Annotated in this window: 12 protein-coding genes; 8 read left to right on the forward strand and 4 right to left on the reverse strand. The window is 75.4% G+C overall.

What is annotated here, in order from left to right:
- Window positions 1-6 precede the first annotated feature (6 nt).
- Together QSK00_RS07265 and QSK00_RS07270 are read right to left on the reverse strand one after the other, a co-directional pair.
- A complete protein-coding gene (locus QSK00_RS07265; protein ID WP_285589035.1) occupies window positions 7-1317 on the reverse strand; it encodes a zinc ribbon domain-containing protein in 1311 nt (436 codons plus the stop codon).
- 24 nt (window positions 1318-1341) lie between these two features.
- A complete protein-coding gene (locus tag QSK00_RS07270) occupies window positions 1342-2934 on the reverse strand; it encodes a pectate lyase family protein (RefSeq protein WP_285589036.1) in 1593 nt (530 codons plus the stop codon).
- Window positions 2935-3021: 87 nt separating this feature from the next.
- Here QSK00_RS07270 and QSK00_RS07275 point away from each other — a divergent pair, with 87 nt between their 5' ends.
- A complete protein-coding gene (locus tag QSK00_RS07275; protein ID WP_285589038.1) occupies window positions 3022-3627 on the forward strand; it encodes a hypothetical protein in 606 nt (201 codons plus the stop codon).
- A gap of 4 nt (window positions 3628-3631) precedes the next feature.
- Here the strand turns inward: QSK00_RS07275 and QSK00_RS07280 are convergent, their stop codons facing one another.
- Both QSK00_RS07280 and QSK00_RS07285 read right to left on the reverse strand, forming a co-directional pair.
- Window positions 3632-3886 (reverse strand): hypothetical protein, encoded by a 255-nt coding sequence (locus QSK00_RS07280; protein ID WP_285589040.1) that lies wholly within the window; start codon window positions 3884-3886, stop codon window positions 3632-3634.
- Between the two features lie 108 nt (window positions 3887-3994).
- Entirely contained in the window at window positions 3995-5725 is a 1731-nt protein-coding gene (locus QSK00_RS07285) for a hypothetical protein (RefSeq protein ID WP_285589042.1), read from the reverse strand.
- Between the two features lie 300 nt (window positions 5726-6025).
- Between QSK00_RS07285 and QSK00_RS07290 the strand changes: the two genes are divergently transcribed.
- From QSK00_RS07290 to QSK00_RS07320, 7 genes are all read left to right on the forward strand, one after another.
- The gene (locus QSK00_RS07290; protein ID WP_285589044.1) at window positions 6026-7258 is read left to right on the forward strand and encodes a cytochrome P450; all 1233 of its coding nucleotides are present in this window, start codon (window positions 6026-6028) and stop codon (window positions 7256-7258) included.
- A gap of 100 nt (window positions 7259-7358) precedes the next feature.
- Entirely contained in the window at window positions 7359-9623 is a 2265-nt protein-coding gene (locus tag QSK00_RS07295; RefSeq protein ID WP_285589045.1) for a transglycosylase domain-containing protein, read from the forward strand.
- Window positions 9624-9963: 340 nt separating this feature from the next.
- A complete protein-coding gene (locus tag QSK00_RS07300) occupies window positions 9964-11478 on the forward strand; it encodes a sugar transferase (protein WP_285589519.1) in 1515 nt (504 codons plus the stop codon).
- A gap of 17 nt (window positions 11479-11495) precedes the next feature.
- Window positions 11496-12848, forward strand: coding sequence for a glycosyltransferase family 4 protein (locus tag QSK00_RS07305; RefSeq protein ID WP_285589047.1), 1353 nt, complete (start codon window positions 11496-11498; stop codon window positions 12846-12848).
- Window positions 12849-13014: 166 nt separating this feature from the next.
- Complete coding sequence (gene gmd / locus QSK00_RS07310) at window positions 13015-14022, forward strand: GDP-mannose 4,6-dehydratase (protein WP_285589049.1); 1008 nt, start codon at window positions 13015-13017, stop codon at window positions 14020-14022.
- A gap of 52 nt (window positions 14023-14074) precedes the next feature.
- A complete protein-coding gene (locus QSK00_RS07315; RefSeq protein WP_285589051.1) occupies window positions 14075-15574 on the forward strand; it encodes a tyrosine-protein kinase domain-containing protein in 1500 nt (499 codons plus the stop codon).
- A complete protein-coding gene (locus QSK00_RS07320) occupies window positions 15571-16311 on the forward strand; it encodes an SGNH/GDSL hydrolase family protein (RefSeq protein WP_285589053.1) in 741 nt (246 codons plus the stop codon). Before QSK00_RS07315 ends, QSK00_RS07320 begins: the two co-directional genes overlap by 4 nt.
- Window positions 16312-16449 lie beyond the last annotated feature (138 nt).

Below are 16449 nucleotides of genomic sequence, written 5' to 3' on the forward strand. Positions count from 1 at the left end.
CACCGATCATGCTCCGCGCGGGCCCGCGGCGCCCACGCGCGCGCCGCAGGTCCCGCAGAAGGAGGCCTCGGCGGGCACCGGGGTGCCGCACAGCGCGCAGGCCAGCTCCGCCGTTCCCGACGGGGGCTGCCGCGACCAGGCGCTCTCGTGCGTGGTGGGGAGCGGGTCGGCCGACGTGGCGTACCAGGCGGACCCGCCGGACCTGCCGGACCCGCCGGACCCGGCGGCCGCAGCGGGCGCCGAGGACGACGCCGTGGGCCCGAGGGCGTGCACCCGTTCGACCAGCCGGCCGACGGCGGGCCACGGCGCGTCGCCGACGTGCCGTCGGGCGTCGTCGGGGACCCACAGCGCCCCGATCACCACGGCCGCGACCGCGAGCCCGAGGAGCGTCCACCGGTCCCAGGCGACGAGCGCGCCGAGACCCGCGAGGCCGGCGAGCACGGTCGCGGTGACCCGGGCGCCGCGGGCCGAGCGCGGCGGTGTGCGCGCGAGGGCGGCGAAGACCCAGAGGAGGAGGGCGGCGAGGCCCGCGCTCAGCACGGCGGCGACGAGGACGAACCCGCCGATCACGCCGAGGAGCCCGCCGAGGGCGGCGCCGATCTCGGAGTCGTCGCCCAGCGAGGCGGTGACCAGCCCGCCCAGGAGCGCCACGAGCCCGATCACGCCGAGGACGACGGCGGTGAGCAGCCAGCCGATCGCGGCGCCCAGCGAGCCGGTGCGCACGAGCAGCACCGAGACCGGACCGCGCACCGGCCGGGCGTACGGCCCGGCGAACCAGGCCCGGGCGTCGGGGACCAGCACGAGCACGACGGCCGCGCCCACGGTGAGCAGCGCCGCGGCCGCCAGCGGGACCACGAGCAGGCCCGACACCAGGGCGCACGTGCCGAACACCGCGCCGACCAGCGTGAACGCCCGGGCGGGACGGCTCCCCAGCACGAGGAACCAGGCGGCGAGGCCCAGCCACACCGTGCCGACCAGACCGAAGCCGGGGGACGCGGTGCCGGCGGGGCTCGCGAGCACGGCCAGCTCGTCGGTGGACAGGGCGTCGGCGGCGGAGAGCGACCCGATCAGCGTGGTCAGGCACAGCACGGCGCCCAGCGCGAGCGCCCCGATCGCGGCCCACAGCAGCACGGGCATCGCCTGGGCGCGGCCCGGCGGCGGTCCTGCCGGACGCTCGGAGGTCACGAGCGTCCCGGTCGCCCGCGCGGGAGCCGCGGCAGGACCCGACGTCGGGACGGGCGAGCCCGCGGGCATGCCGCAGGTCCGGCACCACCCGCCCTGCACCGGCCCCCCGCCGCACTGCCGGCACTGCTCCATGGCGCCCATGGCACCACAGATCGGTCAGACCCGGCGGGAGACACAGCCGGTCGGCGCGGCACCCGGCGGGGACCACACCGCGACCGTCTGGTCGCCGGCGACGGCGGTCACCCGGACGTCGCGCGCGGTGGCCACCCAGAACGACGAGGCCGCGGGAGAGCCGGACACGGCGCGCTGGTCGAGGGTGAGCGTGACGCCCTCCGGGTCCGAGGTGCGGTCGACGGGATAGCCGACGACGCCGTAGCGGGGGTAACCGCCGCGGGTGCGGACGACGAGGTCCAGCGAGACGTCCGTCGGCGGCCGGGCGGGACCGTTCGAGTCCTTGACCGCCCACACCGACATCTGCTCCCCGGTGCCGAGGTGGGTCAGGGAGGCCTGCACCGAGATTCCGGAGCACCCGACCTCGAGGGCCCGGCGCTGCACGGTATCGGTGGCGGGGATGGTCACCGTGATGTCGGTCAGGGTCATGTCGTAGCACTGCTCGCCGATGTCGATCGCGGTGCTGGGGATCCCGACCGAGCCCGCCGGCATCGGGGCCTGGGTGCCGGAGATCGCGCGCAGCGTCGAGGAGTGGCCGGCGTGCTTGAGCTCGATCATGCGCGAGCGCCACGTGCCGGACACCCGCTCGACGGTCGAGAGGACCAGCGCGTTGATGCCGAGCATGTTCTCGCAGTCGAGCCGCAGGTCGTGGAACCAGCCACGCCAGACGCCGTTCCGGGCGGAGAACCCGGCGGAGACCAGCGCGAACCGCCCGACCTCGACGTCCTGGACGATCTCCCAGGGGATGCCGAGGAAGTAGTCGGCGCCCGCGTTGACGCACAGCCGGGGGCCGGCGAGCACGGTCGGGTCGCTGCTCGTGGCCACGATCGTCCAGGGGACCGGCAGCTCGAGGGTCACGGTCGACCCGGAGAGCCCGACCACCCGGTTCCACTGCTCGGCGTCGTAGGTGAGGCCCTCGCCGTCGACGAAGGGCGGGTTGTCACAGCGGACGTTGACGATGTCGCCGACCCGCAGCACCGCGTCCCCGAGCGGTTCGGTGAGCCGCACCGTCCGGGAGCCCGCGGTGATCGGGGCGAGCGTGCGCACCGCCCAGCCGACGCCCGCCCGGTCGGCCTCCATCGCGACCGGGTGGATGTCCCCGATGCGGAAGCTGTGCGCGAGGGCCCAGTCCAGGTTGGTGCCGCGCGGACGGGGGTTGACCAGGGCCGTCGTCGGGACCCCGCCGTTGCTTCCCGCGCCCAGGTGACGCTGCCCGGAGTGGACGACGATCGCGCGCGAGTGCCGGTAGGTGCCGGCGGGGTAGAAGACGCCCGCGCGGCCGGCGTCCGCGGCGGCCTGGATGGCGACCCCGTCGAGCTCGTCGGCGAGGTCGACGGCGCCCGGGTAGACGCGGCGGGCGTCGTCGAGCGTGGCGAAGCGCGTCGACAGGGGGCGCGACGCGCCGTCGCCGACGGCGCCGTGGTCGGTGACGACGGTCCAGCCCGCGACGCGCGCCGCAGCCGCGGTCGCGGGGGAGTCGGTCGCCGCGCCCCGCGGCGCGGCGGGCAGCGCCCCGAGGCCGAGCGCGCCGACGGCGAGCCCGGCGGCGAGGACGCTGCGGCGGTCGACGGGCCCCATGATCCGAGCATGCGGCCGGCACCGGCCGTTGCAGGCCGTCGTCCACCCGATCGTGTCGCGCCCGGGGTCGTGGGCGACGCTCGGGGGGTGCTCTCGGACGCGTGGTTCGCCCTGCTGCGGGCGGCGGTCGCCGCCGGGGCGCGCGACCGGGTGCTCACGCTGCCCACCGCGGCGGGCCCGGTGCGCCTGCGCCTGGCGTCGGTGACCTTCGCGGGCGGCTCGCTGCTGCGTCCGGGGCGGGTGCGCGACGTGCGGGTGGAGGCGACGGACGTCGAGTGGTCCGGCCTCGTGGTGCCGCGGGCACACGTGCACGTCGCGACGCTCGACGTGCGGCTCACCGGCGCGCTCGACCCGGCGGGGGTGACCGTGTCCGGCACGGTGCCGTTGCCGACCGTGCAGGCCCTGCTCGCGCGGAGCCGGGGGGCGACCCTGCGGCTCGGGTTCACCGACGGCGCCCCGGTCGTCCGCTGGTCCCGGGCGCCGCGGGCGGTGGCGCTCGAGGTGCGGCCCGAGGTCGACGACGCGGGGCTCGTGCTGCGGGCGGTCGCCCTGCGGTCCCGTCGACGACGGTGGCGGCTCCCCGCCCGCCTGCCCCCGCTGCCCGGCAGCGGACTGCCGCTGCCCGGCGGGTTCCGGCTCGAGGACGTCGTGCCGTGCGACGACGGGGTGGCGGTGCGGCTGCACCGCCCGTGACGGCTCAGGAGACGCGCAGGACCTGCGCGCTCCCGCTGCTGCGCTGGGCGGGGACCGAGACCTCGGGCAGGTCCGACGCGGCGGCCACGATCGCCTCCCGACGGCGGGCCCGCCGGACGGCGACGGCGCGGTCGGCCTCGGCGCGCGCGGCGGCGCGGGCCTGGTCGTCGAGCGTGCCCCGGCGGGCCATCGCGACGAACGGCGCGACCAGCCAGGCGCCCGCGGTGGCTCCGACGGCGGCAACTGCGGTGATCATCATGATGTCTCCCCCGACACACGACGACGCCCCGGACGGAGCGTGCTCACCTCCAGGGTCGTACTGCGGCATCCGGTCGTTAACGAGATCACCCGATCGGATGAGCAACCATCACCCGAGTCGCGCTGCGGTGGCGAACCCGATGACGAGGGCCGCGGCCAGGAAGAGGACCACCACGGCGACCCCGACCACCTGTCCGGCCGTCGTCGTGCCCGGCCCGAGCCGCCCCGCGCGCAGGCCCGGCGGCAGCCCGGGGGCCACGACCGCGCCGAGCAGGCCGCCGACCGCCCCCCAGGCGAGGCCGAGCACGACGCCGGTCGCGAGGTCGAGGCGCAGGCCGAAGGGGCCGGCGAGGACCGAGGTCGCGGGCACCGCCACCGCGAGCAGCGCCGCCAGCCCGGGCCCGAGCGCCCAGCCGCGGCGGACCGCCTCGTCCGGGCCGGGTGCGTGCAGCGCGGCGACCATCCCGCCGAGCGTGCACACCACCCCCGCCACGAGCGGCGCGAGCCACCACGACGGGCCCTCGCCGAGCAGGTGCACCAGCCCGACCTCGCCGTCGCCGAGCGGGGTGTGCGGGGTCAGCGGGACGCCCAGGGCCACGGCGAGGGCCACCAGCAGCGCGGACGGCGTGAACACGACGACGAGCAGCACCGCGGCCACCGGCGGGGTGCCCGCGGGCAGGGTCCCGCCGCCCGGGAGGACGGCCGCGCCACCGGAGCGGGACAGGACGGCCGCCACCACGAGCGCGAGGCCGGCGAGCCAGCAGGCCCCGAGGATCGCGCCGAGGCCGGCGACGGGGCCCGCGAGGAGGTCGCGGGGACGCCGGAGGGCGTCGGGCAGCGCGTCGGGTCGCCGCCACGCGATCGCGAGGGCCAACCCGCCGCCGAACCAGAGGAGGCCGCCGAGCAGCGTCGGCGCCACCGCGACCGTGAGCGACCCGGCCGTGGCGCCCGGGCCGGCGCTCGCGCCCGCCCGGCCCGACAGCGCCACCGCGGCGAGGCCCGCGAGGAACAGCGCGAGCGCCCGCGCGGCCTGCAGCGGCACCTCGGCGGCCGGTCGGGAACGGGTGACGACGAGGCCCGCGCCGGCGGCGACCGCGACGCCGGTGACGAGCAGCGGCGTCGCGGCGACCGTGATCCCGAGCCCGAGCGGCGCGACCGTCACACCGACCGACCCGCCCACCCCGAGGGCGACCGCGACCGGCAGGAGCAGCAGGGGCGACCCACCCCCTGCGTCGGCGCCGAGCGTCACGGCGAGCACGGCGCCGGGGAGTGCCAGCACCACGAGGACGAGCAGGGCCGTGAGCGCCGCGACGGCCCAGTCGGCGACCGACCCGACCCGCACGGTCGGGCGCGCCACCGAGGCCGGGCCGCGCGGGACCCCCGCACCGGGGGTGTCGTGCAGCGGGACCCGGACGCGGCCGGCGGGGTGCTGGGCGGGGCGCTGCCCGGGCCCGTCGGGCCGCTCGGGCCGGAGCGCCGGACGCGGGGCGGGCTCGATGGTCGGCCATGCGGCCGGGCGGCCCTCGCCCTCCGGCCGGCGGGGCCGGGGGAGCGGGCGCGGCGGGGTCTGCGGGGCCCGGCCCGCCGACGGCAGCGGCCCGGACCGCGGCGTCCCGACGGGACCGGACGCGGGGCCCGTCGTCGGGAGGAGCCCGGAGGGTGGGTCGACGGGCTCGATCGGCTCCGGGCCCCCCGCGCCGACCGGGCCCGCTGCGCTGCCCGAGCCCGCCGCGCTGCCCGGGCTCTCCGCGGCGCCCGAGCCGCCCGAGCCGTGCCGGGCCGCCGCCTCGACCGCGGCCGGCGCGCGCGCCTCCGGTGGCGCCTGCCGGGGTGCGGGCACGTCGACCGCGCCGCACGAGCGGCAGAACGCCCAGTCGTCCGTCCGCGGCGCCCCGCACCGTGAGCACGACCCTGCCACCGCACACCCCCGTCGATCCCGCCCCCCGACGGCGCGGTCGTTGACATCCCACGAGGTCGGCGCGCCGGGGTCGAGGGACACGAACGGGGGTCCTCGACGGGCGGTACGGCTGAACGAGTGATCATCCGGTGTGGACGCGGCGCCGCGCGACGCCGTCCCCTGCACACGGGCGCCACCCGGTATATCGTTAGCCTCAGCAACCAACACGTGGAGGCTGACGTCATGACGGCGACCGTGGAGACCGGAGCGGCAGGCACGTCGGAGGCCGGGGACCCGCACTACCCGATGGCGCGGCAGTGCCCGTTCGACCCGCCGCGCGAGCTGACCGCCATCCAGGAGCAGGACCCCGTCCGGCGGGTGACGATCTGGGACGGCAGCCACCCGTGGCTGGTCACGAAGCACGCCGACGTCCGGGCCGTGCTCGCCGACCAGCGCTTCTCCGCGGACGTCTTCACCCCGGGCTACCCCGCGACCTCGGCGAGCGTCGGCGCGCGCCGCAAGAACGCCCCGAGCTTCATCGCGATGGACGACCCGCAGCACGCGTTCTTCCGCAAGATGCTGATCAGCGAGTTCAGCGTGAAGGCGATCCGGGCCCTGCGTCCGATGATCACCGAGGCCGTCGACGGCCTGCTCGACGCGATGGCGGACGGGGAGCAGCCGGTCGACCTCGTCCAGGCGTTCGCGCTGCCGCTGCCCAGCCTCGTGATCTGCCGGATGCTCGGCGTGCCGTACGCCGACCACGCGTTCTTCCAGGCGCGCTCGCACACCCTGGTGGACACGCGCTCGAGCGTGGAGGACTCGGTCGCCGCGTCCGACGACCTGCTCGACTTCCTCGACGCGCTCGTCGCCGAGCGTGAGGCGTCGGGGGCGGAGGACGACCTCCTGGGCCGGCTCGCGGTCCGCCACGTCCGCACGGGCGAGATCACCCGCCACCAGGCTGCCTCGATGGGTCTCCTGCTGCTCGTCGCCGGGCACGAGACCACCGCGAACATGATCGCGCTCGGCACCCTCCTGCTGCTGCAGGACCCGGAGCAGGCGGCGAAGGTGCGCGACGGCGAGTCCGTCGCCGGTGCGGTGGAGGAGCTGCTGCGGCTGCTCACCGTGACCCACTTCGGGCGCCGCCGCGTGGCGACCGAGGACGTCGAGGTGGGCGGCGTGACGATCCGGGCGGGGGAGGGCGTGGTCGCGGCGGGTGAGATCGCGAACCGCGACCCCGAGGTCTTCGCCGACCCCGACACGCTCGACGTCGACCGCACCCCCAACCACCACGTCGCCTTCGGGCACGGCGTGCACCAGTGCCTCGGCCAGCAGCTCGCCCGCGTCGAGCTCCAGATCGCCTACCCGGCGCTGCTGCGCCGGTTCCCGGGTCTGCGGGTGGACACGCCGCTCGACGACGTCGCCTTCCGCGACGCCATGGTCGTGTACGGCGTCCATGCTCTCCCGGTCACATGGTGAGTTGCTCACCGCGTCTTTCCGGGTAGCGGGGAGAATGCGTTCCCGACGGCGGGTCCCGCCCGTCGTCGGGAATTGTCCGGAATGAGTGGGTCTGGGGTCGATGACGTCGAAGGTGCGGCTGCTGGCCGTCACGGTGATTGCCGGGATTCTCGTGGCGGGGCTGGCGTTCCCGCTGGTGGGCGGCCTGGGCTTGCTGTCCAGTCAGGCCATCGTGGGGGCGCAGGACACTGCCCCGGGCGTGATCGGGGGCGACATGCCCTCGATCACCACCATCACCGACGAGAACGGTGCGCCGATCGCGTACCTGTATGACCAGAATCGTCAGATCGTCCGTTCCGACCAGATCGCGGTGACGATGAAGGCGGCCATCGTCGCCATCGAGGACCGCCGCTTCTTCTCCGAGTCCGGTCTCGACCCCCGCTCGATCGCGCGGGCGGTGGTGAACAACGGCACCGGCGGCTCCACGCAGGGCGCCTCGACCCTCACCGAGCAGTACGTCAAGAACTACGACGAGTACGTCGCCGCGAAGACCCCGGCCGAGCAGCTCAAGGCCACCGAGGCCACGTTCGGGCGCAAGCTGCGCGAGGCCCGCGTCGCCGAGCAGCTCGACCACTCGCTGTCCAAGGACGAGATCCTCACCCGCTACCTCAACGTCGTGTACCTGGGGAACCAGGCGTACGGCGTCGCCGCGGCCGCGCGCACCTACTTCAACACCACGCCCGACAAGCTGACCGTGCCGGAGGCCGCGCTGCTGGCCGGGATGGTGCAGAGCCCGACGGCCTACGACCCGGTGAACCACCCGCAGGCCGCCACCGGGCGGCGCAACGTCGTCATCGACCAGATGCGCCAGCAGGGTGAGCTCACGCCGGAGCAGGCGGCCGCGGCCGCGGCGTCCCCGCTCGGCGTGCAGACCCCGCTCACCGGGCTCGCCAACGGCTGCGTCGGGGCCGGGGACGACGGGTTCTTCTGCAGCTACGTGCTCGACTACCTCGACCAGGAGGGCATCACCCCCGAACAGCTGCGCGCCGGGGGCTACACGGTGCGCACCACGCTCGACCCCGCGGCGATGGCCGCCGCGAAGCAGGCCGTGGACGCCAAGGTGCCGCCGACGCAGCCGCACGTGGCCGACACCCTCGCGATCGTGCAGCCCGGTGCCACGTCGCACCCGGTCCGTGCGCTCGCCGCCAACCGCGGGTACGGGCTGGACGCCGCGGCGGGCCAGACCACCTACGACCTGCCGGTCGAGCCGGAGAACCTCGGCGCCGGCTCGGTCTACAAGATCTTCACCTCGGCGACCTACCTGCTGGGCGGCGGGGGCATCTCGAACGTCATCCCGGTCCCGCCCTCGGGGTACGCCTCCCCGCTCTCGCCGGGCTTCGTCGTCGCGAACGACGGCAACTACCCCGGGCAGCTGACGCTGCAGGACGCGCTCGCGCAGTCGCCGAACACCGCCTTCGTCAAGCTCGAGGAGACGACCGGCGTCGCACCGGTGGTCGACATGGCCGTGAACATGGGCATGACGTCGCTCGCGAAGCCGACGGCCAACGGCGGCCCGTCCATCGCCGACACCGTGAAGGCGCAGAACCAGGCGTCGTTCACCCTCGGGCCGACCCCGACGAGCCCCCTGGAGCTCGCGAGCGTCGGGGCCACGCTCGCCTCGCACGGCACCTGGTGCCCGCCGGACCCGATCATGTCGATGAGCGACGCCTCCGGGGCGCCGGTCTCGCTGCCCTCCACGGCGTGCCACCAGGCGCTGCCGCCGCAGCTCGCCGACACCCTCATGACGGGGATGTCGAAGGACGACCAGCCCGGCGGCACGTCCGCGGCCTCCGCCGTGGCGGCCGGCTGGAACCGGCCGACGGCGGCGAAGACCGGGACCACCGAGGTCTCGGAGTCCGGGGCGTTCGTGGGGGCCACCCCGCAGATGTCCGGGGCGTCGATCGTCTTCGACGACTCGTCCTCGCCGCGCCCGATCTGCAACGGCAACCCGCCGACCTCCTGCGCCACCGGCAACCTCTTCGGTGGCGAGACGCCCGCGGCCACCTACTACCAGGCGATGACGACGGTGCTCGCCGGCCAGCCGGTCGCGCCCCTGCCCGCCACCGACCCGCGGTTCGTGGCGGGCGGCAACCGCATCGCGGTGCCGCAGGAGATCGGGCAGCCGGTGGACCAGGCGGCCGCCGCACTGCGGGCCGCCGGGTTCGTCGTGACCACCTCGCAGGTCGACAACCGTTCGCCCGCGGGCACGGTCGTCGGCCAGACCCCCGGCGGGGGCGGGGGACAGGGCATCCAGGGGCAGACGATCGCCCTGGTGTCGTCCAGCGGACGGGTCGCGGCACCGCCCGCACCGCCCACCACGCCCTGATCGACCCTCACCCGACCGGGTTGTTCGCGCGAGACAATCGCGCGCAACTGAAGCGATCCCGACGTCAGGTCTCCTGATCGTCGGTTCACTCGTCGGAGTGATCCGTCGCCCGTCCGCGACACGGCGGGCCCGACCCGACGTCGGGAAGGGGCGCCGGGTGTCGGATGCCGCGACGAGATCACGGCACGGTCACGAGGACGGTGATCACACGCTCCGTAGCCACTGCTGCGGTCAGGGCTGACTGCTCCATTCGGAGTAGCGCTCCTGGCCTGCCCGCCGATGCCTGCTGGTGACACGACCGGCAGAGCAGCGAGAGGCGAGGTGAGCAGCGGTGACCAGCATGCGGGACCGGACGGACGAGACCGTCGAGGCGCCCCGGCGCCACGGGTTGTCCCTGGAGGCCGTCGCGGGCATCGCCCCGGGCGACCCGCTGGTGGCCGAGACCGGCGTCGCGGGCGTCGACGACGTCCGCCGGTCCCGGATGGCGTGGGCCCACAAGATCCTGCTGCTCGACCTCGGGATCGTCGCCCTCGTCGGGCTCGTCGCCGCCGCCTGCGTGCCGACGATCGCCGAGACCCACCCGGCGGTGACGGTCGGCCTGCTCGTCGGGCTGGTCGCGCTGCTCGGCACCGCCCTCGCGGTGGGCCGGTGCTGGCACCCGATCGTCGTGTCCTCGGGAGGCCTCGAGTACACCCGCGTCCTGCAGGCCGGGAGCGGCGCGCTGCTGGCGCTGGCCCTCACCGAGGTGGCCCTGCGCGACTACCGGCTCCAGCCCTACACGCTCGTCGTGCTCCCGGCCGCCGTCGTCGGCGTCCTCGTGGGTCGCACCGCCGCCCGCGCCCTGTTGCACCGCCGGCGTCGGCGGGGGATCGGCCTCACCGGGGTCCTCGTCGTCGGGTCGGACGAGACGGTGGCCGACCTCGTCACCCGGACGCGGCGGGCCCCGGAGTTCGGCTGGACGGTGGTCGGCGCCTGCACCCCCGCGGGCACGGGCGAGGTCGCCGGGGTCCGGGTGATCGGCGGGCTCGACGACGTCTCCGACGCCGCGCACTGCGTGGACGCCGAGGTCGTCGCGGTGACGCCGTCCCCGGGCTGGACCGGCCGGCGTCTCCACCGCCTCGCGTGGGAGCTCGAGGGCACCGACCTCGACCTCGTCGTCGACCCCGGCCTCATGGAGATCGCGGGCCCCCGCCTGCACATGACCCCGGTCGACGGTCTCCCGATGATCCGGCTGACCCAACCGATCTTCCGGGGCTGGGCGCGGGTGTCCAAGGCCGTCGTCGACCGGCTCGCGGCGGCCGTCGCCGTCCTGCTGCTCTCGCCGGTGCTCCTGACCATCGCGCTGCTGGTCAAGCGCGAGGACGGCGGCCCGGTGTTCTTCCACCAGGAGCGGGTGGGCCGCGAGGGCATCGCGTTCCGGATGGTCAAGTTCCGCTCGATGGCCACCGACGCCGAGGGCACCAAGGCCGCGCTCGACGCCGCCAACGAGGCGGCCGGCCCGCTGTTCAAGATGCGGCGCGACCCCCGGGTGACCCGCATCGGCAGCGTCCTGCGCCGCTACTCGCTCGACGAGCTGCCGCAGCTGTTCAATGTGCTCGGCGGGTCGATGTCGCTGGTCGGGCCCCGCCCGCCGCTGCCCCGCGAGGTCGTCGAGTACGCCGACGACGCCCGCCGGCGCCTGCTCGTGCGGCCCGGCATGACCGGCCTGTGGCAGGTCTCCGGCCGCTCGGACCTGTCCTGGGACGAGAGCGTCCGCCTCGACCTGCGCTACGTCGAGAACTGGTCGCCCGGCCTCGACCTCCACATCCTCGCCCGCACCGTCACCGCCGTCGTCACCGGCCGCGGCGCGTACTGACCCCGAAGGACACCGACATGCCGCTGAACGTGCTGATCCTCGGCCTCAACTACGCCCCCGAGCCCACCGGCATCGCGCCCTACACCACCGGGACGGCCCGTTTCCTCGCCGACGCCGGGCACCACGTCCACGTCGTCACCGGGCTGCCGCACTACCCGCACTGGGAGGTCGCGCGGCCCTACCGCAACCTGCGGGGCGCCGTGCTCCACGAGCGGGACGGCGACGTGCGCATCACCCGGGTCGACCACCCCGTGCCCGCCGACCCCACCGGCGCCGGCCGCATCGCGATGGAGGCGGCGTTCGCCCTCCGGGCGGGGCTGGTCCGCACCCGGCGCCCGGACGTCGTGCTCGCCGTCAGCCCGGCGCTGCTCACCGTCGGCGCCGCCCTGCGGTGGCGGGCCCGCGGCGCCGCGCTCGGCGTCGTCCCGCAGGACCTCTACAGCTACGCGATCGCCGAGGCACAGGCCCTGGGCGGCCGGGCGGCCGGTGCCGCGGGCCGGCTCGAGCGGACCCTGCTGCGCCGCGCGGACGGCGTCGTCGCCATCCACGCGAGCTTCGCCCGGTCGCTCGCCGACCTCGGCGTCGACCGCGACCGCATCACGACCATCCGCAACTGGAGCCACGTCACGCCGGTCGACGCCGGGCCCGACGAGCTGGCCGGGCTACGCCGCGAGCTCGGCTGGCGCGACGACGAGATCGTCGCCCTGCACGCGGGGAACATGGGCGCGAAGCAGGGGCTGGAGAACGTCGTCGAGGCCGCCCGCCTGGCCGACGCCACCGGCGCCGCCGTGCGCTTCGTCCTGCTGGGCACCGGCAACCAGCGTGCCCGGCTCGAGCGGCACGGAGCGGGCATCGAACGCCTGCAGTTCCTCGACCCGCTGGCCTCCGGCCAGTTCGAGCGCGCGATGGCCGCCGCCGACGTGCTGGTGCTCAACGAGAAGCCGGGCGTCGAGGAGATGTGCGTGCCCTCGAAGCTCACGTCGTACTTCGCCGCCGGCCGGCCCGTCGTCGCCGCCACCGGCGACCGGTCCGCCGCCGCCGCGGAGATCCGGGCCTCGGAGGGCGGGGTCCGGATCGAGGCGGGCGTGCCGGAGGACCTCCTGCGCGCGGTCCTGCGCACCGGGGTCGACCGCGAGGGCGCGGCCGCGGCCGGCCTGCGCGGGCGGCTGTTCGCGCGGGACGCGCTGTCCGAGGACGCCGCCCGGGCCGCGTACGTCGGCTGGGTCGAGGGGCTGGCCGCGGGCCGGTCGTCCCGCCGCCCCGGCCACGCGCGCCCGACGACCGCACCGTTCGCGTCCGTGCCCGCGCAGGCGCCCGCACCGGCCTCCGAGCAGGTGCGCGGGACGCGCGCTCTCGAGGAGGCGACCTGACACGTTCTGTGTACAACGACTCGCTCTGCGTGACTTCATTGTTTAGCGTGTTGCTCTGTTCAGAGCAACGGCCGCCCCGAATGCCGAGAGGTGACCGCATGACTGACTGCTCCGACCCGCTCACGACCACCTGCCTGCACGACATCGACCTGTGGGGAGCTGCGGCATGAAGCGCGCGTTGATCACCGGTATCACCGGCCAGGACGGTTCGTACCTCGCCGAGCTGCTGCTGTCGAAGGGATACGAGGTCCACGGGATCATCCGCCGGTCCTCGACCTTCAACACCGGCCGGATCGAACACCTGTACCAGGATCCGCACGATCCCGATCAGCGTCTGGTCCTGCACTACGGCGACCTGACCGACGCCTCGCGTCTGGTGACGCTGATCGAGAAGGTCCGGCCCGACGAGGTCTACCACCTGGCCGCGCAGTCCCACGTGCGCGTCTCGTTCGACGAACCGGAGTACACCGGCAACACCACCAGCGTCGGCACCGCCCGGTTGCTCGAGGCGATCCGGATGGTCGGGATCGAGACCCGCTACTACCAGGCGTCGAGCTCGGAGATGTTCGGGGCGACCCCGCCGCCGCAGTCCGAGGAGACGCCGTTCTACCCGCGCAGCCCTTATGGGGCGGCGAAGGTCTACGGCTATTGGATGGCGCGGAACTACCGTGAGGCGCACGGGATGTTCGCCGTCAACGGGATCCTGTTCAACCACGAGTCCCCGCGCCGCGGCGAGACGTTCGTGACCCGCAAGATCGCCCGCGCCGCCGCCCGCATCGCGCTGGGGCTCGAGCAGCACGTCTACCTCGGCAACCTCGACGCCGTCCGCGACTGGGGCTACGCCCCGGAGTACGTGGAGGGCATGTGGCGGATGCTGCAGGCCGACCACGGTGACGACTACGTGCTCGCCACCGGCACCGCGACCACCGTCGAACAGTGGGTCCGCTCCTGCTTCGACCACGTGAACCTGGACTGGGAGGACCACGTCCGGTTCGACGAGACCTACCTGCGGCCCACCGAGGTCGACGCCCTCATCGGCGACGCCTCGAAGGCCCGCACCCAGCTCGGCTGGACCGCGCAGACCATGCCCGCACAGCTCGCGACGATCATGGTCGAGGCCGATCTCGCCGAGAACCGGGCCGCGGTCCCGTCCGCGACGGCGGTCGCCCGATGACCCGCCGCCCCCGACCCACCCCTCGTACTCCCCGATCCGGAAGGACCGCACGGTGACCGCGCGCGACCATCTGAACCTCCTCACCCAGCAGTGGCGGGTGATCGTTGCGGCGGGCCTGCTCGGGATCGTCGTCGCCGGCATCCTCGTCCTCGTCGCCCCCGTGAAGTACGCGGCCTCGGTGACGCTCTACATCTCCACCCAGCAGACGAACTCCAGCTCCACCGACGCCTACCAGGGCAGCCTGCTCTCCCAGGACCGCGTGAAGTCCTACACCGAGCTGCTGTCCAGCTACCGGCTCGGGCAGGAGGTGGCGACCGACCTCGGTCTCCGCGAGGACCCGCAGGCGATCGCCGACGAGGTCTCCGCCAGCGTCACGCCGAACACCGTCCTGCTCACCGCCGAGGTCACCGACGTCTCCCCGGAGCGCGCCGAGGCCATCGCCGGGGCGATCGGCCGCCGGTTCCCGGCGCTGATCGCGCAGCTCGAGAAGCCCGCGAACTCCGCCCTGCCGCCCTCGGTCACCGCGACCGTCGTGCAGGGGCCGCTGCTCGACCCGTCCGCGGTGTCGCCGCGCCCGCTGGTCGACCTCGGGATCGGGCTCGGTGCGGGCCTGCTCCTCGGGATCGCGATCGCCGTGCTGCGCCGCACGCTCGACCGGTCGGTGCGCAGCACCGAGCAGCTCGCCACCGTGGTCCCGAAGCCGCTGCTCGGCACGCTCGCCGACGACCGCACCGTCGAGTCGGTCCCGCTGTTCCTGCGCGACCGGCCGTCCTCGCCGATCGCGGAGAGCATGCGCGCGGTCCGCACCAACTTCGACATGTTCGACTTCGACCGGGCCACCACCGTGTTCGCGGTGACGAGCTCGGTGGAGGACGAGGGCAAGTCCACGGTGCTGGTCAACCTCGCCCTCGCGCAGGCCGGCGCCGGGCGCCGGGTGCTGGTCATCGAGGGCGACCTGCGCAAGCCGCGGGCCGCGCAGTACCTGGGCCTGTCCGAGGACGCCGGCCTCACGCAGGTGCTCACCGGCAAGGCCGACGTCGACGACGTCCTGCAGCAGGGCCCGGTGCCGGGGCTGCACCTGCTCGCGAGCGGGCCGCGCCCGCCGAACCCCTGCGAGATGATCGAGTCGGCCCAGATGGCCGAGCTCCTCGCCGGGCTGCGCGAGCGCTACGACCTCGTGCTCATCGACGCCCCGCCGCTGCTGCCGGTCGCCGACGGGCTCGCGCTCGCCCGGCTCGCCGACGGCGTCGTGTTCACCGTCCGGGCCGGCTTCACCAACACCGCGCTCGTGCGCCGGGCCCACGAGATGCTCGAGACGGCCGGGGTGACCCACGTCGGCGTGGTCCTCAACCGCACGAAGGACCGCACCGACGGCTACTACGCCGGCTACTACTACGCCGAGCCCGACCGCCGCGGCAGGGCGACGCCCGCTCCGGCCCCGACGCCCGCCCCGGCCCCGACACCCGGTCCGCGGCAGGAGTTCGCGGCGGTGCCGGCACCCGGCGGGGAGCCGGACCGGACCACGCCCGCCGTCACCGGCCGCCACCGGTGAGCACCGGGACCCGCCCGGCGCCCGTCGTGCCGGCGGGTCCCGTCGCCGGACCCCCGCTCCGCCGGGTACCGCGCGCCGTCGTCGTCATCCTGACGACGGCCGCGGTGCTGCTGGTCGCGACCGTCGCCGTCGCCACCGTCCTGGCGCCGCACCCCGCCGTGGGTCCCGGGTCCCGGGTGGTCGTCGTCGGCGACAGCTACTCCTCCGGCACCGTCCAGGGCGGGCTCGGCGGGTCCAACTGGACCGCCCTGCTCGCCGACCGCCGGGGCTGGGCGCTGACCGACACCGCGATCCCGGGCACGGGCTACCTGCGGGCCCGCCCCTACGCGGGGAGCTTCGTGGCCGCCCAGCTCGACGGCGCGCTGGCCCTGCGGCCGGAGCTCGTCGTGGTGCAGGGCTCGCTCAACGACGGCGACCTGCCGCCCGCGCTGGTCGGGGCCGCGGCCGCCACGCTCTACGCGGACGTCCACGCCCGCGTGCCCGGGGCCCGGCTCGTGGTGATCGGGCCGGCGTGGCCGGGCGACGTCCCGCCGGCCGGGCTCGTCGCCGTGCGCGACGCGGTCGGCGAGGCCGCCCGCGCTGCCGGGGCGGTGTGGATCGACCCCATGACCGAGGGGTGGTTCGCCGGCCCGCAGGGCGCGGCCCTGATCGGCGCCGACGCCCTGCACCCCACCGACGCGGGCCACCGCCTCATGGCCGACCGCACCGCCGACGGCCTGACCCGCGCCGGCCTCTGACCCCGGACGGGTGAATTCCCGTTCCGCGTGATCGGGCCGCCCCGTCACCGGATCCGGTGAACGCCGCACCGGTCGCGACATGGCTCCCGGGGTCGTACGTCGGATCCGTACGACGTGCCCAGAACAGTGCCGAAACCG

The organism is Actinomycetospora sp. NBRC 106378 (assembly GCF_030269685.1).
Lineage (GTDB): Bacteria > Actinomycetota > Actinomycetes > Mycobacteriales > Pseudonocardiaceae > Actinomycetospora.

Bases quoted from the DNA above. Each gene is read 5' to 3' on its own strand.
- QSK00_RS07290 (WP_285589044.1), top strand. From the start codon at position 6,026: ATGACGGCGACCGTGGAGACCGGAGCGGCAGGCACGTCGGAGGCCGGG.
- QSK00_RS07265 (WP_285589035.1), bottom strand. From the start codon at position 1,317: ATGGAGCAGTGCCGGCAGTGCGGCGGGGGGCCGGTGCAGGGCGGGTGG.
- QSK00_RS07295 (WP_285589045.1), top strand. From the start codon at position 7,359: ATGACGTCGAAGGTGCGGCTGCTGGCCGTCACGGTGATTGCCGGGATT.
- QSK00_RS07300 (WP_285589519.1), top strand. From the start codon at position 9,964: ATGCGGGACCGGACGGACGAGACCGTCGAGGCGCCCCGGCGCCACGGG.
- QSK00_RS07270 (WP_285589036.1), bottom strand. From the start codon at position 2,934: ATGGGGCCCGTCGACCGCCGCAGCGTCCTCGCCGCCGGGCTCGCCGTC.
- QSK00_RS07305 (WP_285589047.1), top strand. From the start codon at position 11,496: ATGCCGCTGAACGTGCTGATCCTCGGCCTCAACTACGCCCCCGAGCCC.
- gmd (WP_285589049.1), top strand. From the start codon at position 13,015: ATGAAGCGCGCGTTGATCACCGGTATCACCGGCCAGGACGGTTCGTAC.
- QSK00_RS07280 (WP_285589040.1), bottom strand. From the start codon at position 3,886: ATGATGATCACCGCAGTTGCCGCCGTCGGAGCCACCGCGGGCGCCTGG.